Here is a 22,440-nt window from a genome sequence, read left to right as displayed (position 1 = left end):
GTGCCCGCAGGGGAGAGCCGGGCCGCGGACGACGGGAACGGTCGCCCACACCCACGACGGCACAAGGGTGCTCGACCACACCAGGAGGCAAAGTGAACGGCGATCGGGACGAGATCCACCGGGGATGGAACGCTCCTCCCGTCGACGATCCGTCCGACGTGGACGCCGCCGAGATGACGGGTGAGTTCACCATCGACTACACCCCGCCCGCCTGGTACACGCAGAACGCCGGGGGCGCGGACGCCCCGTCGCCGGGTGCGGTGACGCCTCCCCCGCCGCCGACCGGGCAGCCCATCGCCGTTCCCGGCCTGCCGCAGAGCGGGGGGTTCCAGCCGCACTCCACGCCGCCGCCCGTGCCGCCCGTGCCGTCCGCGCCGCCCGCCGCCCCGCCCGCGGTGCACGAGCCGGCCCCTGCCCCTGCCCCTGTTCCCGCGGCGCAGCCGTTCGGCGGGGGTGACGCGGGGGGCGGGGCCACGACGCGCTTCTCCCCCGCCGCGCCGCAGCACGAGACGGACGAGGCCGCAAAGCGCGCGGAGGCAGAGGCCGCAGGCGGGGCCGAGAGCGGGAGCGAGGGCGAGAGGCGGGCCGGGGACGGCGGTACGGCGGAGGGCGACACCGCCGTCGCCCCGGAGAGCGCCGTCGCCCCGGACGAGGAGCGGGTACCGGCCAGCGACGCGGCGGACGACGGGCAGGCCGGTGACGACCGGGCCGACGGGTCCGGCGCCGGTACGGAGCCTCGGGACGAGGCGCCGGCGGACGGTTCCGGTGACGGTGGTGACCGGAGTGACGGGCCGGCCGACGGCGGTGACGTCCAGCCGTCCACCGACCGACCGTCCACTGACCAGCCGTCCACTGACCAGCCGTCCGCCGAGCAGCCGGCGGCGGACGCCGCGCCCGCGCAGGACTTCACTCCGGCAGCCGGTGAGCCCACGTCGCAGCCGTGGCCGCCGCAGCCCGCCCAGCAGGACGCCCCGGGCGGTGGGCCGGCCGTGCCGGGTCTGCCGCCGCTGCCGCCCGCGTTCCAGCCGGCGGCGCCGCCCGGGGCGCAGCAGTGGCCCGTACCGGCGCCCACTGCCGACCAGTCGGCCCCGCCCGCCCCGGCGCCCGCGCCCGTGTGGCCGGGGGCGGCTCCCGCGCCCGGCGCACCGCAGCCGCCGGCAGCCCCGTTCCCGAACCCGCAGGCCGCCGTACAGCCGGGCGGGTACGGCTTCCCGGCGGGCCGGACGACCGGGCAGGACGGGTACGGCTTCCCCCACCCGCACGCGCAGCCGCCCGCGCCCGACGCCCGGCAGCCGCAGGGCGGTTACGGCTTCCCGCAGGGCCAGGTGCCGGAACAGCCCCGGCCCGCCCAGCCCCAGAACCCGTACGGCCCCCCGCCGGGCCAGGCGCCCGGGCAGGGCGCGCCCGCGCAGCCGCAGGGCGGGTACGGCGCACCGGTCCACCCCGGCCAGACCCCGCAACACCCCGGCCACCCCGCCCCGCAGGCCCACCCCGGCCAGCCCGGCCAGCCCGGCCAGCCCGGCCAGCCACAGGACGGGTACGGCTTCCCGCACCCCCAGGGCCGGGCCCAGCCCCAGGCGCCCTCCCCCGCGCCCGCCGCCGACCCCCGTACCGGCGCCGCCTGGCCCTCCCCGGTGGCGCACGACCAGCGACAGCCGTCCGTGCCGGGCGCCCCGCTCGGGTACACGGCGGCGGTCGAGCTCTCCTCCGACCGGTTGCTCCGCAACACCAAGCAGAAGCCCAAGAGCAGCCGCAACCCCTCCGCCGGCTCCCGCTTCAAGCTCGGCGGCAAGAAGGAGGAGGCGGAGCGCCAGCGCAAGCTCCAACTGATCCGCACGCCCGTCCTGTCCTGCTACCGGATCGCCGTCATCTCCCTCAAGGGCGGCGTCGGCAAGACCACGACGACGACGGCGCTCGGCTCCACCCTCGCCAGTGAGCGCCAGGACAAGATCCTGGCCATCGACGCGAACCCGGACGCCGGTACGCTCGGCCGCCGCGTGCGGCGCGAGACCGGCGCGACCATCCGCGACCTGGTCCAGGCGATCCCGTACCTCAACTCGTACATGGACATCCGCCGGTTCACCTCGCAGGCGCCCTCCGGACTGGAGATCATCGCCAACGACGTGGACCCGGCCGTCTCCACGACGTTCAACGACGCCGACTACCGGCGGGCGATCGACGTGCTCGGCCGCCAGTACCCGGTGATCCTCACCGACTCCGGCACGGGTCTGCTGTACAGCGCCATGCGCGGTGTGCTCGACCTCGCCGACCAGTTGATCATCATCTCGACCCCCTCCGTCGACGGCGCCTCCAGCGCGTCCACGACGTTGGACTGGCTCTCCGCGCACGGGTACGCCGAGCTGGTGCAGCGTTCCCTCACCGTCATCTCGGGTGTCCGCGAGACCGGCAAGATGATCAAGGTGGAGGACATCGTCCAGCACTTCGAGACGCGCTGCCGGGGTGTCGTCGTGGTGCCGTTCGACGAGCACCTGGCGGCGGGCGCCGAGGTCGACCTGGACATGATGCGGCCGAAGACGCGGGAGGCGTACTTCAACCTCGCCGCGATGGTCGCCGAGGACTTCACGCGCGCGCAGCAGGCGCAGGGGCTGTGGACCGGTGACGGGCACGGCGGCATGCCGCCGCAGATGGCCCCGCCGATGCCGGGCCACCCGGGCCAGGGCCAGCCGCCAATGCCGGGCCACCCGGGCCAGGGCCAGCCGTACGCCGCCCAGCCCCCGTACGGCGGTCAGCCCCCGTACGGCGGTCAGCCGCCCGTACCGGGGCAGCCCGTACCCGGACAGCCCGCGCCCGGGCAGCCGTACGGGCAGCCGCCGCAGGCCCCCGCCCAGTTCGCCCAGCCGGATGTGCCCCCGCAGGGCTGGCCGCAGCAGCCCCCGGCCAACTGGCCGGACCAGCCGCCCCAGCCCCAGCAGCCGCCCCAGTCCGGCGGCGTGCCGTACGGCGACCCCGACGCGCCCGCGCCGGCCCCCGCCTGGCCCCAGCAGCCGCCGCAGGCCCCCGCCCCGCCCCGGGAGTGACGGCACGACAGGAGGGCCCGCACCGTCCCCACGGTGCGGGCCCTCCTCGTACGGCCTCAGCGGGCGTCGTACTCCCCGGTCAGCTCACGGCAGCGCTTCACGTCGTCCGCGATGGCCTCCAGCAGCGCCTCGATCGAGTCGAACTTCTTCTGCCCCCGCACGTAGGCGAGGAAGTCGACGGCCACGTGCAGCCCGTACAGGTCCAGGCCGACGCGGTCGATGGCGTACGCCTCGACGGTCCGCTCCGTCCCGTCGAACTGCGGGTTCGTGCCGACGGAGATCGCCGCCGGCATCCGCTCGCCGTTCGCGGTCAGCCAGCCGGCGTAGACGCCGTCGGCGGGGACGGCCGTGTGCGGCAGGGTCTCCACGTTCGCCGTCGGGTAGCCCAGCTCGCGGCCGCGCTGGGCGCCGCGGACGACGACGCCCTCGACGCGGTGCGGGCGGCCCAGGATCTCGGCGGCGCCCGCGACGTCGCCCTCGCCGACCAGGCGCCGGGTCAGCGTCGACGAGAACGGCTGCCCGCCGCCCGCCTCGCCCGTCACGTACAGGTCGACGACCTCGACCTCGTAGTCGTACGTGGCGCCCAGCTCGGCGAGGTAGTCGACGTTGCCGGCGGCGCGGTGGCCGAAGCGGAAGTTGGGGCCCTCGACGACCACGCGCGCGTGGAGCTTGTCGACCAGGACCTTCACGATGAAGTCGGCCGGCGACAGCTTCGAGAACTCGGTCGTGAACGGCAGGACCAGCACCGCGTCGACGCCCAGCTCCCCCATCAGCTCGGCCCGCCGGTGGTGCGGGGCGAGCAGCGGCGGGTGGCTGCCGGGGCGGACGACCTCGGAGGGGTGCGGGTCGAAGGTGACGACGACGGCGGGGACGCCCAGCTCACGGGCGCGCTCCACGGCCCGCCCGATGATGAGCTGGTGCCCGCGGTGGACGCCGTCGTAGGAACCGATGGTGACGACGCTGCGCCCCCAGTCCTGGGGAATCTCCTCCAAGCCTCGCCAGCGCTGCACTGTGACCGCTCCTCGCCCGAACCCGTGTACGTCAATGCGTCATGACCGATACGCAGGTCTAAGGGTGCCATGCCCCCGTGGTTCGTTCCGCATCGGCATAGCGGTCCGTACCCGCCCGGCCACAGCGGCGGCCCCGTCACCGGGCCCCGGCGCGGCGTGCCGCTCGACCGCGCGGCGGACGGCGGGGCCCGCGAGGGCCGCCCACCGCCGCGGGTCCCCGGCGAACCAGGCGCCCAGCAGCGCGGCGAAGCCGGGGACCTCGTCGGCCAGCTCGGCCAGCCGCCGGTCGAGGACCGCCGCGCCCTCGGCCGTACGGGCCAGCAGCTCGCCGCTCCGCAGGACCAGGTTCCGGGTGCGGGACTCCGGGCGCCCCGCCGCGCCGTGGGCGGCGGCCCGCAACAGCGCCTCCGGCACGGCGGGGTCGGGGCGCTCGTCCCGCTCCAGGTCGAGGAGTACGTCGAGGAGTTCGCCGCGCAGGGCCCGCGACGCGGGCGTGCCGGGTGCGGCCAGGACCGGGACCAGCGCGGCGCGCACCTCGGCGGGGCGGCCCCGCAGCAGGTCGGTGACGAGCGGGAACAGGTCGGCGCGGACGGCGGGGCCCCGCTCCAGACGCCGGTCGACGTGGGCGGCGGCGTGCGCGGCGCCCTCCGGGTGGCCGTCGACGTACCCGCGGACGAGGGCGGCGGCGCACCCGGCGAGCTCGGGGGTGTCCACGTCGGCCAGGGCGCCGAGGACGTCGGCGGCCACGGCGGGGCCGCCGCTGCGCAGCCGGGCGCGGAAGGCGGCGAGGACCGGCTCGGGGTGGGTGGCGAGTGCGGCGGTCAGCGCCCGGGCGGGCAGTCCGCGGTCGCCGGCCCGGAACGCCGCGAGGGCCTGGGCCAGGTGGCGGGTGCGGCTGTGCGGGTCGTGGACGAGGACGGCGAGGGCCGCGCCGTGCAGGGAACGGTCCCCGGGGCGGGCGAGGAGGGCGAGGGCGGCGTACCGGAGGAGTTCGCGGTCGCCGCCGTCGGTGACGCGGGCGGCGAGGAGCGGCCCGTACGCCGCCGCGGCGACACGGCGGGCGGGGCGCGCGTCGTCGTGCGCCCAGCGGTCGACCGCGCGGCACAGCGCGGCGGGGTCGTCGTGGACGAGGCCGGTGAGGAGCTCGTCGGCGCGCGGGTGGGCGGTGGTGACGAGGGCCTCGCACAGGTCGTCGACGGCGAGGTCCCGGTGGGTGTGGAGCAGTGCCTGGGCGACGCCTGCGACGGTGGGCCGGACGTGGGAGCCGGGCTCGGCGGAGAGCGGCCGTTCGTCGGTGAACCACCGGCACAGCAGGGGCTGTACGCCGCGCGGGTCGGCGGCCAGGCGCCGGGCGACGGCTTCCAGGTAGCCGGGGCGGCGCGGGGCGCGGGACGGGGCGTCGGCGGGGAGGACGCGGCGCAGGAGGTCCAGGCGCTCGTCCTCGCCGAGGCGGAGCCGCTCCCAGAAGGGCGCCCCGTACACGTCGGGGTCGCCGGGGGCCGGCCGTGCCGCGAGGCGCTCGGCCAACTGCCGCAGGACACCGGTGTACGGCCGGGCGTCCCGGACGCGCAGCAGCGTGTCCCGCAGCAGCCGGCCCGCCCACCAGCCGGCGTCGGCGGGCCCGCCCTCGTGGCGGGCGAGCCGCTCCAGCCTCCGTGCGAGCGCCTCGGCGCCCCGGCCCCCCTCCAGCAGCAGCAACGCCCCCACCACGACGCCGACCCGGTGCGGGGGCACCCCCGCGGGGCGCGGCGCGGGAACGCCGGGCGGCAGCGGGCGGTCGACGGGCCCGGCCGGGAGGAGGGCACCGCGCGGGTCGCCGTGACCGGGCCGGGAGGCCGGTCCGGGCGGGGCCGTGCGCGGCGGCGGGACGGTCGGCGGGACGGCCTGGCCGAGCGGCGCCCGCCGTTCGGACCGCGTGCCGTACCCGGGCGGAGCGGCGTACCCGGACGGAGTGGCGTACCCAGGCGGAACGGCGTACCCGCCCGGGGGTGTCTGCCTGGGCACTCCGCCGTACTCGGGTCGGGCGAACCGCGCGGGCGGGGCCGGGTGGCCGGGCGGGACCGGGTGACCGGGCAGGGCGGTGTCGGGGAAGGCGGCCCGGCCCGGCAGGGCGATGTGCCCCTCCGGGCCGGGCCGGGGGGACGTGCCGTGGTCGAGCGGGGCGGGCGCGCCGGGCGCGGAGGAGTTCCCGGGCCGCACCGTCCCGCCGGGCGGGAAGGCGTGCCCGGCCGGGACCGGGTAACCCGGCGGGACCGGGTGCCCGGGCCCGGCCACGACTCCGGGCGCGACCGCGTGTCCGCCGGGTCCGGTGGCCGGCTCCGGCCCGGCCGCGTGCGGCCGGGGGCCGTGGCCCACCGGGCCCGCCCTCCCGGGCAGCGCCGGGGGGAACGGCGGGACCGGCGGGACCGGCGGGATGGCGTACCCGGTCGGGCGCGCGGGCAGGGCGGCCGGGGCCGGACCGGCGGCCGGGATCGCCGGCGCCGGCACGCGGCCCGGGGCCGGGGGGACGCACGGCAGGCGGTCCGGGGGCGGGGCCGTGTCGCGGCGGGTGTGCACCAGGGCGTCCAGGGCCGCGTCCACGTCGACGTGGAGGGCCTGGAGCCACTCCCCGAACTCCTCGTCCGCGAACCGGTAGCCCGCGCCCGCCGCGACCAGCGGCCCCTCCGCGAGCACCGCCGACGCCCAACCGGTGCCCCACGGGAACAACTCCTCGAACCCGGCCCGGTCCAGTTCGCCGTGGCCGGGGCCGAGACAGCGCCGGGCCGCCTCGCGGACGCGGTCGGCGGCCCGGGCGGCGAGGCCGCGGACCTCCGCCTCCGACAGCGCCGGCCGGCACCCGGCGGCGACGCGGTGGGCGACGCGCAGGCACAGCAGGTCCAGGTGGGCGGCGAAGACGTCGGCCCGCCCGGCCCGCCCCGGTACCGCGCCGGGCAGCGCGGCCCGTACGTCCGCGAGGAGCCGCAGCGCCAGCGGGTGGCGCGCGTCGGCCGCCGCGAGGGTCCCGGCGGGCAGCCCGTACCGTGCGCGGGCCTCCTCGGCCTCCTCGGGCGTCAGGTCCCCGACCGGCACGGCGGCGGGGAACCGACCGGCGGACGCGCCGGGCCGGTACAGCGCGCCCGGCGGGTACAGGGCACCGGCCGTCCCCCAGTGCGCGGGCCCGCAGGCGACGGCGAGCCGTACGCCGTGCCGCCGCAGCCAGCGCACCGTCTCGGCGGTCCAGGAGGGCAGCCGGTCCGCGAAGGGCGGCGGTGCCTCCTCGGGGGCGTCGAGCAGCACGAGCAGCGGCCGGCCCGCGTCCCAGGCGATCCGCGCGACGTGCCGGGCCAGGGCGCCCGGGGCGGTGGCACGGGCCTCCGGGTGGGCGTTCCGGTCGCCGCGGGCCTCGGTGGCGGCCCGCTCGGCACGGTCCAGGACGCGGCTCACGGCGTCCCCCAGGGAGACGTCGCCCGGCCGCAGGTCGGCGCCGCGCAGCCACACGGTCGGCTCGGGGGCGGCAGCGGCGGCGCGCCGGTGGGCGAGGGCGCCCAGGGCGGTGGTGCGCCCGGTGCCGGGTTCCCCGACGACCCCGCAGACGACGGGGTGGTCCGGGCCGTGGGGGGCGGCGGCGAACAGGTCGAGGCGGTGGGCGATGCCGGGCCGCGCGACGGTCCGGGCGAGGGGGAGGGCGGGGTGCGTGAGGGCGGCGAGTTCGAGGGCGCCCGCGAGGTTCAGGTCGGGGCCGTGGGCCGGGACCGTGGCGGCGTTGCGGTGGAGGAGGGCGGCGAGCGGGCCGCCGGGGGCGCGGGCGGCGGCGCGGGCCAGGGGCAGGGCGAGCCCGGCGGCGCGGTGGTCGGTGCGGAGGGCGCCGGCGAGGACGGCGAGGACGGTGCCGGTGGCGGCGTCCAGGACGGGTCCCCCGGCGGCCTCCCCGCCGCGCCGCAGCGCCTCGCGGCCCTCGGTGCCGATGGCGAGCACCAGGGCCTCGTCGACCGGGTGGGAGCCCTCGGCGCCGGTGTACGTGGCCCGCGCGACGCCGAGGACGCGCGCCTCGCGCCAGCCGTGGGCGTACACGTGTACGTACGCTCCCGCCGCGGGTGCGGGGCGGGAGGCGATGGGCAGGGGGCGGACGCCGAGCCCGTCGGTGCGGACGAGGGCGAGGGCGTCGGCGGGCAGGGCGGTGACGGCGTCGGCCCTCGCCGTGTGGGCGCGTCCGTCGGGGGTGCGGACGACGATCCGCTCCAGGCCGTCGACGGTTTCGTGGCTGGTGACGACCGTGCCGAGGTGGTCGGCGACGAAGCCGGAGCCTCGCGTCCGGCCCGCCTGATCACAGATGCGTACCAGTGTCGTCCGGTCCTGTCGTGCCATGGGTCGACCGTAGGACCGGGCCGATCACGCCGGGAAACGCGTCCATCGGACGCGCCCCCAAATGCCCCCTTGTTCACTCCGAGCGCCCGGCCAAGTGGGTGAATAGGCATCCCGGCGCGGACAGAGACATCAGGAGGGGGATCGTGGAGCGGGCGCGGGCGACCGGCCCGCTCCACGGTGGGGCCCCCGCCCCGGAGCCCCGGGGCGGGGGTCAGCCGAAGACGGCGACGCTCTTGGCCTTCCCGCCGCGCTCCTCCACCAGGGCCAGGAAGCGGCCCTGCGGTCCGAAGACCGCGACGGGGCCCCGCTCGTAGGCGGGCATGTCGATCCGAACGCCGTTGAGGAGCAGCTTCGCGCGCCGCTCGTCGACGTCCCAGCGCGGGAAGGCGGCGGCTGCCGCCTCCGCGATGGGCATGACGGTGAGCTGCTCCTGGAGCTGGTCCAGGGTGCGCGCGGCGTCCAGCTTGTACGGGCCGACGCGGGTGCGGCGCAGCGCGGTGAGGTGCCCGCCGACGCCGAGGTCGGCGCCGACGTCGCGGGCGAGGGCCCGGACGTACGTGCCGGACGAGCAGACGACGGAGACGACCAGGTCGACGACGGGGGTGCCGTCGTCGGCGACGGCGTCGCGCATGTCGTACACGGTGAACTGGGAGACGGTCACCGGGCGGGCCGGGATGTCGAACTCCTCGCCGCCCCGCACGCGCGCGTAGGACCGCTTCCCGTCGATCTTGATGGCGCTCACCTTCGACGGCACCTGCATGATGTCGCCGGTCAGCTTGGCCACGGCCGCGTCGACGGCCTCGCGGGTCACGCGGGACGCGTCGGCGGACGAGGTGATCTCGCCCTCGGCGTCGTCGGTGAGGGTGTTCTGGCCGAGCCGGACGGTGCCCAGGTACTCCTTCTCCGTCAGCGCGAGGTGGCCGAGGAGCTTGGTGGCCTTCTCGACGCCCAGGACGAGGACGCCGGTGGCCATGGGGTCGAGCGTGCCGGCGTGGCCGACGCGGCGGGTGCGGGCGATGCCGCGCATCTTGGCCACGACGTCGTGGGAGGTGAACCCCGACGGCTTGTCGACGATGACGAGGCCGTCTTGGGGAGCCCTCCCGGCCCGGGCCGGGAGGGCGTGTGCTGCGTTGCTCATCAGGCGCCGGCGCCGTCCTCGTCGTCCTCGGCCTCGTCCTCGCCGGGCTTGCGGTACGGGTCGGCTTCGCCCGCGTACGTCTTGCCGGTGGACACCTGGCGTACTTCGGCGTCCTTGGCCCGCGCCTTGTCGAGGAGGTCCTCGATGGTGCGGGCGTTGTCGGGCAGGGCGTCCGGGACGAACGTCAGCGTCGGCGTGAAGCGGACGCCGGTCTGCTTGCCGACCTCGGAGCGCAGGACGCCCTTGGCGGACTCCAGCGCGGCCGCGGACGCGGCGCGCTCCTCCTCGTCACCGTAGACCGTGTAGAAGACCGTGGCCTCCCGCAGGTCGCCGGTGACGCGGGCGTCCGTGATGGTCACGAAGCCCAGCCGCGGATCCTTGATTCGCCGGTCCAGGGTCTCCGCGACCACGACCTGGATGCGATCGGCCAGCTTGCGGGCCCGCGCGTTGTCGGCCACCGGTCCGTCTCCTCTTCCGTCTTGCGTTCACTCTTCATCGGTGTGCAGGCGCCGCCGTACGGACAGCAGCTCCACCTCGGGCCTCGCGGCGACGAGGCGCTCACACCGGTCCAGTACCCCTGTGAGATGCCCGGCGTCCCCGGAGACCATCGCCACGCCGATCTCGGCCCTGCGATGGAGGTTCTGGTTGCCGGTCTCCGCCGCACTCACCGCGAATTTCCGCTGGAGTTCGGCGACGATCGGCCGGACGACGGAGCGCTTCTCCTTCAGCGACCGTACGTCGCCGAGAAGCAGATCGAAGGACAGCGTCCCCACATACATGGACAGTCCGGATGTCCCGCCGGTTCGGGTTCGGTAGGCCCCCGCCGTTCACCGGCGGGGACATCCGAACCGTACACGCAGCGGCCGGGGCCGATCGACGGAAATTCCTTCCGCCGACCGGCCCCGGCTTCCGCTCCTGATGTCGCGCGGGCTGGGTCAGCCGCGCGGCTTCTCGCGCATCTCGTACGTCGCGATGACGTCGTCGATCTTGATGTCGTTGAAGTTTCCGAGGTTGATACCGCCCTCGAAGCCTTCGCGGATCTCGGTGACGTCGTCCTTGAAGCGACGCAGACCCTCGATGTTGAGGTTCTCCGCGACGACCTTGCCGTCGCGCAGGAGGCGCGCCTTGGTGTTGCGCTTGACCACGCCGGACCGGATGAGGACACCCGCGATGTTGCCCAGCTTGGACGAGCGGAAGACCTCGCGGATCTCCGCCGTACCGAGCTCGACCTCTTCGTACTCCGGCTTGAGCATGCCCTTGAGGGCCGCCTCGATCTCCTCGATGGCCTGGTAGATCACCGAGTAGTAGCGGACGTCGACGCCCTCGCGCTCCGCCATCTGCGCGGCACGGCCGGCCGCGCGGACGTTGAAGCCGATGACGATGGCGTCGGAGCCCATCGCCAGGTCGATGTCGGACTCGGTGACCGCACCCACGCCGCGGTGCAGGACCCGGATGTCGACCTCTTCACCGACGTCGAGCTGGAGCAGCGAGGACTCGAGGGCCTCGACCGAACCGGACGCGTCGCCCTTGATGATGAGGTTGAGTTCCTGGATCTGACCGGCCTTGAGCACCTTGTCGAGGTCCTCGAGGGACACCCGGCGGACGCGCTTGGCGAAGGCGGCGTTGCGCTCCCGCGCGGCGCGCTTCTCGGCGATCTGGCGGGCCGTGCGGTCCTCGTCGACGACGAGGAAGTTGTCGCCGGCGCCCGGGACGTTGGTGAGACCCAGGACCAGGACCGGAGTCGACGGGGTCGCCTCCTCGACGTTGTTGCCCTTGTCGTCGAGCATCGCCCGGACGCGGCCGTACGCGTCACCGACCACCATCGTGTCGCCGACCCGCAGCGTGCCCCGCTGGACCAGGACGGTCGCGACGGCGCCGCGGCCACGGTCGAGGTGCGACTCGATGGCGATGCCCTGCGCGTCCTGCTCCGGGTTGGCCCGCAGGTCGAGCGAGGCGTCCGCCGTGAGGATCACGGCCTCCAGCAGGGAGTCGATGTGCAGACCCTGCTTGGCGGAGATGTCGACGAACATCGTGTCGCCGCCGTACTCCTCGGCCACCAGGCCGTACTCGGTCAGCTGACCGCGCACCTTGACCGGGTCGGCGCCCTCGACGTCGATCTTGTTGACCGCGACCACGATCGGCACGTCGGCCGCCTTGGCGTGGTTCAGCGCCTCGATCGTCTGGGGCATCACACCGTCGTTCGCCGCCACCACGAGGATCGCGATGTCGGTGGACTTGGCACCGCGGGCACGCATGGCGGTGAACGCCTCGTGACCCGGGGTGTCGATGAAGGTGATCTTGCGGTCCTCGCCGTTGACCTCGGTCGTCACCTGGTAGGCACCGATGTGCTGGGTGATGCCACCGGCCTCGCCCGCGACGACGTTCGTCTTGCGGATCGCGTCGAGCAGGCGGGTCTTGCCGTGGTCGACGTGACCCATGACGGTCACGACCGGCGGGCGCGGAGTGAGGTACTCCTCGCCGCCCTCGTTCTCGCCCCACTCCAGGTCGAAGGACTCGAGCAGCTCGCGGTCCTCCTCCTCCGGCGAGACGATCTGAACGGTGTAGTTCATCTCGTCGCCGAGGAGCTGCAGCGTCTCGTCGGAGACGGACTGCGTGGCGGTGACCATCTCGCCGAGGTTCATCATGACCGCGACGAGCGACGCCGGGTTGGCGTTGATCTTCTCCGCGAAGTCGGTGAGGGACGCACCGCGCGACAGGCGAACGGTCTCGCCGTTGCCGCGAGGCAGCATCACGCCGCCCACGGACGGGGCCTGCATGGCCTCGTACTCCTGGCGCCTCTGCCGCTTCGACTTGCGGCCGCGGCGGGCGGGACCGCCCGGACGGCCGAACGCGCCCTGCGTGCCACCACGGCCACCGGGGCCGCCGGGACGGCCGCCGAAGCCGGGACGGCCGCCGCCGAAGCCGCCGCCACCGCCCGGAGCACCGGGACGGCCACCGCCGCCACCGCCGCCGCCGGGACGACCGGCGAAGCCGCCGCCGCCACCGCCGGGACGACCGGCGAAGCCGCCGCCACCACCGGGACGACCGCCGGGACCACCCGGACGGCCACCGGTCGCGGGACCGCGGCCACCGGGGCCGGGACGCGGGCCGGCAGCGGGACGCTGCGGCATCATGCCCGGGTTCGGGCGGTTACCGGCCGGGCCGCCACCCGGGCGCGGAGCCTGGGGACGCGGCATGGAGCCGGGCGTGGGGCGCGGGCCGCCGGGGCCCGCCTGCGGACGCGGACCGGCCTGGCCGGGGGTCTGCGGACGCGGGCCGCCGGGAGCACCCGGGGCGCCGGGGCGCGGGGCGCCGCCCGGACGGGGCGCCTGCGGGCGCGCCATGCCGGTGGAGCCACCGGAGGTGAACGGGTTGTTGCCCGGACGCGGGCCGGCCGGACGGCCGCCCGGACGGGGGGCCTGCTGGCCGGGGCGCGGGGCGCCCTGGCGTCCGCCGCCCTGCTGGCCACCGGGCGTCTGGGGACGCGCGGCGGGGCGGGGGCCGGGGGTGGCACCGGGCCGGGGACCGGCGGCGGGAGCCGACGGGGGCGCGGTGAACTCGGGCTTCGTCGGGGCCGGGGCCGCCGGGGCCGGCTTGGCGGCCGGGGCGGGCTTCGGACCCGGGGTGGGACGCGGGCCGGGGGCCGGCGCCGCGGGCTTCTCGGCGGCCGCGGGCCGCGGCGCGGGGGCGCCGGGCTTCGGGGCGGCCGGGCGTTCCCCTGCCGGCCTGGGGGCCTGGGGGGCGCCGCCGGCCTGCGCCGGGGACGGCGCGGCGGGCCTGGCGGGCGCGGGGGTGCCGCCCTCGCGCTTGGCGGGGGCGGGGGGCGCGGCCTTGCGGGGCGCGCCGGGCTTGGCAGCGGACTTGCCGGCGGAGCCGGGTCCCTGCAAAGCGTCGGTCAACTTACGGACAACCGGCGCCTCGATCGTCGATGACGCCGAACGGACGAATTCACCGAGTTCCTGGAGCTTGGCCATGACGACCTTGCTCTCCACACCGAACTCCTTGGCGAGTTCGTATACCCGGACCTTAGCCACTTCGCTCCTTTGAGGTCCGGTTACCGCCGGACCGTCGCTACTTCATGGGCGTACTCATCGCGTACTCATCGAGTGCTCATCGCAATCTCGACCTACTTCCACTCGCGAGGTACCTGACCGCACGGGCTCTCCCCGTGCCGTACTTCTTTCTTACGGTGTCGCCTGCTCGACGTAGCGGTGCACGTCCGCGGTGTCGAGCGGACCCTGGACCCGGAGGGACCGGGGGAACGCCCGGCGGCGGACCGCCAGATCGAGGCAGGACTGGACGGGATGCACATAGGCACCCCGACCGGGCAGCGTACCGCGTGGATCGGGGGCACACTCACCCTCGATCGCCACGATGCGCAGCAGATCGCTCTTGGCCGCCCGCTCCCGGCATCCCACACAGGTTCGCTCAGGGCATGCGCGGGCATGCGTCCGGCCAGACACGCTTAAGTCTACCTCCCCGCACCGACCTCACCCCTTTGGGGCAAAAATCGAACGGTTGTTGTCGTGATCCCGTCGTGGTCTCGCTGTAGCCCAACGTGACCACGGCGGTCTCTATTCCCCGGATTCCCGGGATTCCCCGGCGGACTGCGCGGGCTGCTCGGTGTCCGGCCGGATGTCGATGCGCCAGCCGGTGAGGCGGGCGGCCAGGCGGGCGTTCTGGCCCTCCTTGCCGATCGCCAGGGACAGCTGGTAGTCCGGCACGGTGACGCGGGCGGACCGGGCCGCCAGGTCGACGACCTCGACCTTGGAGACGCGCGCCGGGGAGAGCGCGTTCGCCACCATGTCGGCCGGGTCGTCGGACCAGTCGACGATGTCGATCTTCTCGCCGTGCAGCTCCGCCATGACGTTGCGCACCCGGCCGCCCATCGGGCCGATGCAGGCGCCCTTGGCGTTGAGGCCGGAGCGCGTCGACCGTACGGCGATCTTCGTGCGGTGGCCGGCCTCGCGGGCGATCGCGGCGATCTCGACGGAACCGTCGGCGATCTCCGGGACCTCCAGCGCGAACAGCTTCTTCACGAGGTTGGGGTGCGTGCGCGACAGGGTGACGGACGGACCGCGCACCCCCTTGGCGACGCGGACGACGTACGTGCGCAGGCGCAGGCCGTGCGTGTACTCCTCGCCGGGCACCTGCTCCTGGACGGGGAGGATCGCCTCCAGCTTGTCGTCCAGCTTGACCAGGACGTTCTTGGGGTCCTTGCCCTGCTGGACGACGCCGGCCACGATGTCGCCCTCGCGGCGCGCGTACTCGCCGAACGTCATGTCGTTCTCGGCGTCGCGCAGCCGCTGCTGGATGACCTGGCGGGCCGTGGTCGCCGCGATGCGGCCGAAGTCCGACGGGGTGTCGTCGAACTCCTTGGGCTCCTGCCCCTCCTCCAGGTCGGCCGGGTCCTCCTTCGCCCACACCGTCACGTGACCGGTCTGGCGGTCCAGCACGACGCGGGCGTGGCGGCGGGCTCCCTCGGTGCGGTGGTAGGCGATGAGGAGGGCCGACTCGATCGCCTCGACCAGCAGCTCGAAGGGGATCTCCTTCTCATGTGCCAAGCCCTTAAGGAGCTTCACATCGATGTCCACGGCTACGCCTCCTCCTCTTCCTTCTTGTCCTTGCGGTTGAACTCGATCTCCACGCGCGCCTTGGCGATCTCGGGGAACTCCAGGCGCCGGGCGGTGGCCTTGCGGCCCTTCACGCCCGGGACCTCCAGGTCGAGCCCCTCCTCGTCCACTCCGAGGATGCGGGCGACGAGGTCGCCGCCCTCGTGCAGCCGGAACTTCACGAGGCGGCCGGTGGCGCGCACGAAGTGGCGGTGTTCGGTGAGGGGGCGGTCGACGCCCGGCGAGCTCACCTCGAGGACGTACTCTTCCTCGCCCATCGCGTCCGTCTCGTCGAGCGTCTGGGAGATGGCGCGGCTCAGCTCGGCACAGACGTCGAGTTCCACGCCGTCGTCCGAGTCGACGATGACCCTCAGCTCCCTGCGGCGGCCCGCCCGGGACACCTCGATCTCCTCGAGATCCAGCTGCCTGGCGGTGACCAGCGGTTCCAGCAACCCGCGCAGCCTCTCGCTCTGGGTGGTGCTCATCCGGGTGACTCCTCGGCCGCGTGTGCTGTTGTGGGTTCGTCGCGTGTCAGACAAAGGGTATCCGGTCCCGGGGGGTGTTGCCGTCCACCCCGGACCGGCCCGCGGGTACGCTCGCCTGCGGTGATCTTCGAAGTGGTGTACCCGAAGGAGTGAACGTGGGGCGCACGGAGGTGACGCGGAGGCGTGCGCTCGCGGTGGCGACGGCGTCCGGGGTGTCCGGGGCGCTGGCCGGCTGCTCGGGCCCGGGCTCCGGCGGGGGCGGCCTCCCGCGCCCCTCGGCGGCCGAGTCGGCACGGCGTGCCGAAACGGTCCTGCGCCGCAGGTCGGCGGCGGCGAGCGGGGTGCTCCTGGCCGGTTACGACGAGGCGCTGGACGCCCATCCCGCGCTGGGCGGCCGGCTGGCCCCGCTCCGTGAGGCGACGGCCCGCCACGTGGCGGCGCTGGCCCCTCCGGGCGAGCGGGCCCCCGGCGCGGCGTCCCCGGACCCGGCGGGCACGGCGTCCCCGACCCCGACGGGCACGGCCCCCGGCGCGGACGGCGCCGCGTCCCCGGCGCCGCGCTTCGGCGCGGGCCCGTTCCCCCGCGGCGTGCCGGCCGAGCCGGGCGCCGTGCTCGGGGAGCTGGCCGCGCTGGCCTCGCGCACCGCGGCGGCGCACGCGGCGGCCCTGGTGGCCGCGCCCCCGGAGCTGGCCCGCCTGCTGGCGTCGGTCGCCGCAGCCGGGGCCGCGCACGCCTACCTGCTCGGCGAGGGGAGCCGGGCGTGAGCGCCCTGGAGGCCGCGCAGGCGGTGCTGGCGGCGGAACACGCCGCGGTGTACGGGTACGGCGTCGTCGGCGCCCGGGTCGGGACGGCCAGGCGGGCGGAGGCGGAGGCGGCCCACGCGGCGCACCGGGCGCGGCGGGACGCGGCGGCCCGGACCGTGCGGGACCTGGGCGGCACGCCGGCCGCGTCGGCGCCGGCGTACGCGCTGCCGTTCCCGGTGGCGGACGGGGACGGGGCGGTGCGGCTGGCCGCCGAGCTGGAGGACCGGGTCGCGGGCGTGTACGCCGACCTCGTACGGGCCGCCGGGGGCGCGCTGCGCCGGGACGCGGCGGCCGCGCTGCGGGAGGCGGCGGTGCGGGCCGTCCGCTGGCGCGGCGGCGGCGTAGCCTTTCCTGGGCTCGCCGAGCGACCGTGAGCCCCGCTTCCCCGCGCGGCTCGCGCCGCAGGACCGAAAGGTGGCCCCGCACGCATGGCCCACGCCGCTGACGCCCCCGTGTCCGAACCGCCTCGCCGCCTGGTGCGGGCGCTCGGCGAAACGTACGGCGAGGCCGCCGCGAGCACGTGGCTCGACGGGTTGCCGGACACCGTCCGCCGGGCGCTGTCCGGGCGCGGCATGGCCGCCGAGCGGGTGGTGGAGCCGGGCGGCCGCAGCAGCGTGGTGGTCCTGGCCCGGCGGGGCGGCGGGGAGCCGGCCGCGCTGAAGCTGGCGCCGCCGTTCGCCGCGCCCGACCGGGAGCGGGAGGCGCTCGCCCACTGGGACGGCTGGGGCGCGGTGCGGCTGCTGGACGACGCCGGCGAGGGGCCCGGGCTGCTGCTGGAGCGGCTGCGGCCGGACGTGTCGCTGCGGTCGCTGCCGGAGGCGAAGGCGCTGCTGGAGGCGGCCGGTACGGTACGGCGGCTGTGGGTGGAGCCCCCGGAGGGGCACCGTTTCGAGTCGGTGGCGGACCGGACGGCGCCCCGGGCGGAGGCGATGGCCGCGTACCGGGCGGACGAGGCGGTGGGCGCCCTGGTGGCGGCTGCGCTGGAGGCCCGCGCCGGGCTGCTGGCGGACGCGTCCGAGGCGCTGCTGCTGCACGGCTGCTTCCGGCAGGGCAAGGTGCTGGCCGGTGACCGGGCTCCGTGGCTGGCGGTGGGGCCGGAGCCGGTGGTGGGCGAGCGTGCGTACGACCTGGCGCGGCTGGTGCGCGACCGGGTCGAGGACCTGGTGGCGGAGGCGTCCGGCGCGGCGGCGGCGCGGCGGCGGGTGCACCGGCTGGCGGACTCCCTGGACGTGGACCGGGAGCGGTTGCGCGGCTGGACGCTGTTCCGGGCGGTCGAGTCGGGGACCCGTGCGCTGGCGGCCGGGCGGGACCGCGAGGCGGAGCCGCTGCTGGAGTTCGCCGGCTGGCTGTGACCGGCCGGGGACTCCGGGCGACCGGGGCGCCGTCGCACGGAGAACACGGCCGCACGACACTGCCCGTTTCGGCCATATCGGTGCACTATGGGGCGTAACCCTTGTGTCGCACCTGGGTTCGACTCGACGGCAGGGGGTCGTCATGGGCGAGGAACTGCTGACCGCGGCCGTACTGGCGGGCTCGGCCGCCATCGCGTACGTCGGGGCCGCCGTCAGGGTCGTCAAGCAGTACGAACAGGGCGTCGTCCTGCGGTTCGGGCGGCTGCGGAGCCGGGTGCGGGGGCCGGGGCTCACCCTGGTCGTCCCGTTCGTCGACCGGATGCGGAAGGTGAGCATGCAGATCGTGACGATGCCCGTGCCCGCCCAGGACGGCATCACCCGCGACAACGTCACCGTCCGGGTCGACGCGGTGATCTACTTCAAGGTCGTCGACCCCGTCGAGGCCGTCATCCGCGTCGAGGACTACCGGTTCGCCGTCTCGCAGATCGCCCAGACGTCGCTGCGCTCGATCATCGGCAAGAGCGACCTGGACGACCTGCTCTCCAGCCGGGAGAAGCTCAACGAGGGCCTGGAACTGATGATCGACAACCCGGCCGTCGAGTGGGGCGTCACCATCGACCGCGTCGAGATCAAGGACGTGTCACTGCCCGAGACCATGAAGCGCTCCATGGCCCGGCAGGCCGAGGCGGACCGCGAGCGCAGGGCGCGGCTGATCAACGCCGACGCGGAGCTCCAGGCGTCCAAGAAGCTGTCGGAGGCCGCGCGCGAGATGGCCGACACGCCTTCCGCCCTCCAACTGCGGTTGCTCCAGACGGTGATGGCCGTCGCCGCCGAGAAGAACTCCACGCTCGTGCTGCCGATCCCGGTGGAGCTGCTCCGCTTCCTGGAGCGGTCGGCGGAGGCCGCCGAGCACCGGGCGGCCGGGGACGAGGCGGACGGGCGCCCCGGGCCCGCCACCGCCCCGGCCGGGGACGGCGGCCCCGCCCCGTCCCTGGAGGCGCCCCGCGCGGCGACCGCGCGGCCCGTACGCGCACCGGCGCCGACCGTCCCGGTGCGGGACGACGGCGCCGGTACGGCGGGATGCCTCTGAGGGTGCCCTCCGAGCGCTACGCGGCCGTGAGGCGGGCCACCGCCTCCTCGACGGTCAGCTCCTCGCGCTCGCCCGTGCGGCGGTCCTTCAGCTCGACGACGCCCTCGCCCGAGCGGCGCCCGGCCACGAGGATCCTCGGCACGCCGATCAGCTCGGCGTCGGTGAACTTCACCCCCGGCGACACGCCCGCCCGGTCGTCGACCAGGACGCGCAGCCCGGCCTCGCGGAGCTTCTCGGAGACCTCCAGGGCCAGCTCCGTCTGGAGCGCCTTGCCCGCCGCGACGACGTGGACGTCCGCCGGGGCGATCTCGCGCGGCCAGCACAGGCCCTTGTCGTCGGCGGTCTGCTCGGCGAGGGCCGCCACCGCGCGCGAGACGCCGATGCCGTACGAGCCCATGGTCACGCGGACCGGCTTGCCGTTCTGGCCGAGCACGTCCAACTGGAAGGCGTCGGTGTACTTGCGGCCGAGCTGGAAGATGTGGCCGATCTCGATGGCGCGGTCGAGCTTCAGGCCCGTGCCGCACTTCGGGCAGGGGTCGCCCTCCTCGACCACGACGACGTCGAGGTAGTCGTCGACCTGGAAGTCGCGGCCGCAGACGACGTTCCTCGCGTGCGTGTCCGGCTTGTTGGCACCGGTGATCCAGGCGGTGCCGGGGGCGATGCGCGGGTCGGCGATGTAGCGGACCTTCTCCAGGCCCTGCGGGCCGACGTAGCCGCGCACCAGGTCGGGGCGGCCCGTGAAGTCCTCGGCGGTGACCATCTCGACGACGGCCGGCGCGAGGTGGTCCTCCAGCTTGCCCAGGTCGACCTCGCGGTCACCGGGGACGCCCACGGCGACGATCTCGCCGTCCACCTTGACCAGCAGGTTCTTCAGCGTCGCGGAGGCCGGTACGCCGAGGTGCTCGGCGAGCGTCTCGATGGTCGGCGTGTCCGGGGTGTCCAGCTCCTCCACCGGGCCGTGCGCGGAGCCGTCGACGGGCTCGCCGCCCGCGAAGGTGACGGCCTCGGTGTTGGCCGCGTAGTCGCACGACGGGCAGTACACGAAGGTGTCCTCGCCCGCCGCGGCGGGGGCCAGGAACTCCTCGGACGCCGAGCCGCCCATGGCGCCGGAGGTCGCGGAGACGATCTTGTGGTGGAGGCCGAGGCGCTCGAAGATCCTCACGTACGCCTCGCGGTGCAGGCGGTACGACTCGGCGAGGCCCTCGTCCGTCGTGTCGAACGAGTACGAGTCCTTCATCTGGAACTCGCGGCCGCGCAGGATGCCCGAGCGGGGGCGGGCCTCGTCGCGGTACTTGGTCTGGATCTGGTAGAGGATCACCGGCAGGTCCTTGTAGGACGTGCACTGGTCCTTGACCAGCTGGGTGAAGATCTCCTCGTGGGTGGGGCCGAGCAGGTAGTCGGCGCCCTTGCGGTCCTGGAGGCGGAACAGCTCTGCGCCGTACTCGTCCCAGCGGCCGGTCGCCTCGTACGGCTCCTTCGGCAGCAGGGCGGGCAGGAGGACCTCCTGGGCGCCGATGGCGTCCATCTCCTCGCGCACGACGCGCGAGACGTTCTCCAGGACCTTCTTGCCCAGCGGCAGCCAGGACCAGATGCCGGCGGCGTTGCGGCGGACGTAACCGGCGCGGACGAGCAGCTTGTGGCTGAGCGTCTCGGCGTCCGCCGGGTCGTCGCGCAGTGTCTTGACCATCAACCGGGACATGCGCTGGACCTGGGCCATGGGGATCTCTCCTGCGGTGAAAAGTGTGATGGGCAGGAGGTTAGCCGGGCGCCCCCGGCCCGCGGAAATCAGTGGCCCCGCCGCCGCGCCGCCCGGGGGCGCGGCGGCGGCCCGGTCCTACCCCCGGCGCAGGGGCAGGTGGGCGCCCATCACCGCGTACGGGCGGGGGGCGCTCGGGAAGTGCACCCGGCGGGCCAGGTCCACGTAGCCGAGGGAGCGGTACAGCCTGCGGGCGGGGCTCTCCGTGTCGATGGCCGAGAGGATCGAGCGGGGCTCGTCCGCCGTGCCGGTGATCGTGGTGATCAGCTCCGTGCCGATGCCGCGGGCCTGGTGGGCGGGGTGGACGTGCAGCTCCGTGATGACGAACGAGTCGTCGAGCCAGCCGTCGTTGCCCTCGCGGACCAGGTACGGCTGGACGACCGTCGACCACCAGTGGGCACGGTCGTTGGGCATGCCGTACACGAAGCCGACGAGGCGTCCGTCCGGGGTGGTCGCGCCGTACGCGCGGGCGCCCCGGCAGGCCATGTGGCGGACCACGATGTGGCGGCGCACCGCGACCTCGCCCTCGCTGAGCCCGAAGGCGAGGGCCTGCACGGCCAGCGCGTCGTCCACCCGCGCGGTCAGGTCGAGCGGTCCGACCACCACGACGTCATCCATGGCCCGAACCCTACGTCCCGCGCGCGCCCTCAGAACAGCACGCTCATGAACGCGCCCGTCTCGCGGAAGCCGACCCTGTGGTACGCGGCCCGGGCGGGCTTGTTGTAGTCGTTGACGTACAGGCTGACGACCGGCGCCACGTCCGCGAGGGCGTACCGCAGGACCGCGGCCATGCCCGTTTCGGAGAGGCCCCGCCCCCGGTACTCGGGGGCGACCCAGACGCCCTGGATCTGGCACGCCTTGGGCGTGGCCGCGCCGATCTCCGCCTTGAAGACGACCTTGCCGTCCTCCACGCGCGCGAAGGACCGGCCGGAGGAGACCAGCTCGGCGACGCGCGCCTGGTACAGCAGCCCGCCGTCGCCCGCCATCGGGGAGACGCCGACCTCCTCGGTGAACATCGCCACGCACGCCGGCATGATCAGGTCCATCTCGTCCTTGCGGACGCGGCGGACCAGCGGGTCGGGCTCCACGTCGGCGGCGGGCCGCTCGGTGACCATCAGGGGCTGGTGGGGCCGCACGTCGCGGGCGGGGCCCCAGCTCGGTTCGAGGAGGCGCCACAGCTCGGCGGTCGGTTCGGCCGGGCCGACGATCGAGGAGCAGCGGCGGCCGGTGCGGCGGGCGCGGTCGGCGAAGGCGCGGACCGCTTCGGGGGTGGCGCAGACGGGGACGAGGTTGGCGCCCGAATAGCACAGGGAGCGCAACCGCCCCTCGTCGTACCAGCCCCACATCTCGCCGCCGAGGCGCCACGGATCGAGGCCGGCGGCCTGGACGCGGGCGGTGACGAACGCGTTGGCGACCGGCTCGCTGTCGAGGACTGCGAGCGCGGCGCCGAGGTCCCCGGGTTCGAGGACCCGGGTGGTGGTGTGCGTCAACACGGGGGCCTCACCAGTGGGTCTGTCGGTCACCGCACTGTACCCGGCACCGCCGCGACCATGCGGGGCGCGGTGGCGGCGGGCCGTTTCCAGGCCCGCCGCGGCCCGCGGGGGCGCCCTCCCGCCCGTGCGTCCCGGCTTCGCGGCCGGCGCACGGGGTGCGGGACCGGGCGGCCGGGTGGGTCAGCCGACGGAGACCTCGGGCTCGCCGGACAGCACGCCGTCCCTCTCCATCTGTTCGGCGATCTTCATCGCTTCCTCGATCAGCGTCTCGACGATCTTCGACTCCGGCACGGTCTTGATGACCTCGCCCTTCACGAAG

General features: G+C 75.5%; 17 protein-coding genes and 1 pseudogene. 5 read left to right on the top strand and 13 right to left on the bottom strand.

Going from position 1 to position 22,440, the window contains the following annotated elements; translation table 11 throughout:
* Positions 1 to 92: 92 nt before the first annotated feature.
* Entirely contained in the window at positions 93 to 3,038 is a 2,946-nt protein-coding gene (locus AC07D6_RS31840; protein WP_479050188.1) for an SCO5717 family growth-regulating ATPase, read from the top strand.
* Between the two features lie 56 nt (positions 3,039 to 3,094).
* Here the strand turns inward: AC07D6_RS31840 and AC07D6_RS31835 are convergent, their stop codons facing one another.
* The 9 genes from AC07D6_RS31835 to rimP all read right to left on the bottom strand — a co-directional run bounded on the left by AC07D6_RS31835 (position 3,095) and on the right by rimP (position 15,627).
* Positions 3,095 to 4,048: a bifunctional riboflavin kinase/FAD synthetase gene (locus AC07D6_RS31835; protein WP_315876361.1), complete on the bottom strand. Its 954-nt coding sequence runs from the start codon at positions 4,046 to 4,048 to the stop codon at positions 3,095 to 3,097.
* 39 nt (positions 4,049 to 4,087) lie between these two features.
* Positions 4,088 to 8,392, bottom strand: coding sequence for a trypsin-like peptidase domain-containing protein (locus tag AC07D6_RS31830; protein ID WP_479050186.1), 4,305 nt, complete (start codon positions 8,390 to 8,392; stop codon positions 4,088 to 4,090).
* 211 nt (positions 8,393 to 8,603) lie between these two features.
* Positions 8,604 to 9,530: a tRNA pseudouridine(55) synthase TruB gene (gene truB, locus AC07D6_RS31825; RefSeq protein WP_315876359.1), complete on the bottom strand. Its 927-nt coding sequence runs from the start codon at positions 9,528 to 9,530 to the stop codon at positions 8,604 to 8,606.
* The gene (gene rbfA / locus AC07D6_RS31820) at positions 9,530 to 9,988 is read right to left on the bottom strand and encodes a 30S ribosome-binding factor RbfA (protein ID WP_315876358.1); all 459 of its coding nucleotides are present in this window, start codon (positions 9,986 to 9,988) and stop codon (positions 9,530 to 9,532) included. Before rbfA ends, truB begins: the two co-directional genes overlap by 1 nt.
* Positions 9,989 to 10,015: 27 nt before the next feature.
* Positions 10,016 to 10,309 (bottom strand): DUF503 domain-containing protein, encoded by a 294-nt coding sequence (locus AC07D6_RS31815; RefSeq protein WP_315876357.1) that lies wholly within the window; start codon positions 10,307 to 10,309, stop codon positions 10,016 to 10,018.
* Positions 10,310 to 10,465: 156 nt separating this feature from the next.
* Positions 10,466 to 13,564, bottom strand: a complete 3,099-nt coding sequence (gene infB / locus AC07D6_RS31810) for a translation initiation factor IF-2 (RefSeq protein ID WP_315876356.1) — start codon at positions 13,562 to 13,564, stop codon at positions 10,466 to 10,468.
* Positions 13,565 to 13,714: 150 nt separating this feature from the next.
* Complete coding sequence (locus tag AC07D6_RS31805; RefSeq protein WP_315876355.1) at positions 13,715 to 13,993, bottom strand: YlxR family protein; 279 nt, start codon at positions 13,991 to 13,993, stop codon at positions 13,715 to 13,717.
* Positions 13,994 to 14,104: 111 nt separating this feature from the next.
* Entirely contained in the window at positions 14,105 to 15,124 is a 1,020-nt protein-coding gene (gene nusA, locus AC07D6_RS31800) for a transcription termination factor NusA (RefSeq protein WP_315876354.1), read from the bottom strand.
* Positions 15,125 to 15,126: 2 nt separating this feature from the next.
* The gene (gene rimP, locus AC07D6_RS31795) at positions 15,127 to 15,627 is read right to left on the bottom strand and encodes a ribosome maturation factor RimP (protein ID WP_315876353.1); all 501 of its coding nucleotides are present in this window, start codon (positions 15,625 to 15,627) and stop codon (positions 15,127 to 15,129) included.
* 155 nt (positions 15,628 to 15,782) lie between these two features.
* Between rimP and AC07D6_RS31790 the strand changes: the two genes are divergently transcribed.
* The 4 genes from AC07D6_RS31790 to AC07D6_RS31775 all read left to right on the top strand — a co-directional run bounded on the left by AC07D6_RS31790 (position 15,783) and on the right by AC07D6_RS31775 (position 18,872).
* Entirely contained in the window at positions 15,783 to 16,391 is a 609-nt protein-coding gene (locus tag AC07D6_RS31790) for a hypothetical protein (RefSeq protein WP_479050182.1), read from the top strand.
* The gene (locus AC07D6_RS31785; protein WP_479050180.1) at positions 16,388 to 16,804 is read left to right on the top strand and encodes a DUF4439 domain-containing protein; all 417 of its coding nucleotides are present in this window, start codon (positions 16,388 to 16,390) and stop codon (positions 16,802 to 16,804) included. Before AC07D6_RS31790 ends, AC07D6_RS31785 begins: the two co-directional genes overlap by 4 nt.
* Positions 16,805 to 16,858: 54 nt before the next feature.
* Positions 16,859 to 17,782, top strand: a complete 924-nt coding sequence (locus AC07D6_RS31780) for an aminoglycoside phosphotransferase family protein (protein WP_479050178.1) — start codon at positions 16,859 to 16,861, stop codon at positions 17,780 to 17,782.
* Positions 17,783 to 17,924: 142 nt separating this feature from the next.
* Positions 17,925 to 18,872: a slipin family protein gene (locus AC07D6_RS31775; protein ID WP_315876349.1), complete on the top strand. Its 948-nt coding sequence runs from the start codon at positions 17,925 to 17,927 to the stop codon at positions 18,870 to 18,872.
* Positions 18,873 to 18,888: 16 nt separating this feature from the next.
* Here the strand turns inward: AC07D6_RS31775 and AC07D6_RS31770 are convergent, their stop codons facing one another.
* The 4 genes and pseudogenes from AC07D6_RS31770 to AC07D6_RS31755 all read right to left on the bottom strand — a co-directional run.
* Entirely contained in the window at positions 18,889 to 20,589 is a 1,701-nt protein-coding gene (locus AC07D6_RS31770) for a proline--tRNA ligase (RefSeq protein ID WP_479050176.1), read from the bottom strand.
* A 117-nt stretch (positions 20,590 to 20,706) separates the two neighbouring features.
* Positions 20,707 to 21,246, bottom strand: coding sequence for a GNAT family N-acetyltransferase (locus AC07D6_RS31765; RefSeq protein ID WP_479050174.1), 540 nt, complete (start codon positions 21,244 to 21,246; stop codon positions 20,707 to 20,709).
* Between the two features lie 29 nt (positions 21,247 to 21,275).
* A complete protein-coding gene (locus tag AC07D6_RS31760; protein ID WP_479050172.1) occupies positions 21,276 to 22,121 on the bottom strand; it encodes a GNAT family N-acetyltransferase in 846 nt (281 codons plus the stop codon).
* A 180-nt stretch (positions 22,122 to 22,301) separates the two neighbouring features.
* A pseudogene (locus AC07D6_RS31755) lies at positions 22,302 to 22,440 on the bottom strand (flavodoxin-dependent (E)-4-hydroxy-3-methylbut-2-enyl-diphosphate synthase); the annotation flags it as partial.

This window comes from Streptomyces sp. NPDC045287 (assembly GCF_056432325.1).
The sequence above is the reverse complement of the archived record's forward strand: the minus strand, read 5'-3'. Positions and strand labels throughout refer to the sequence as shown.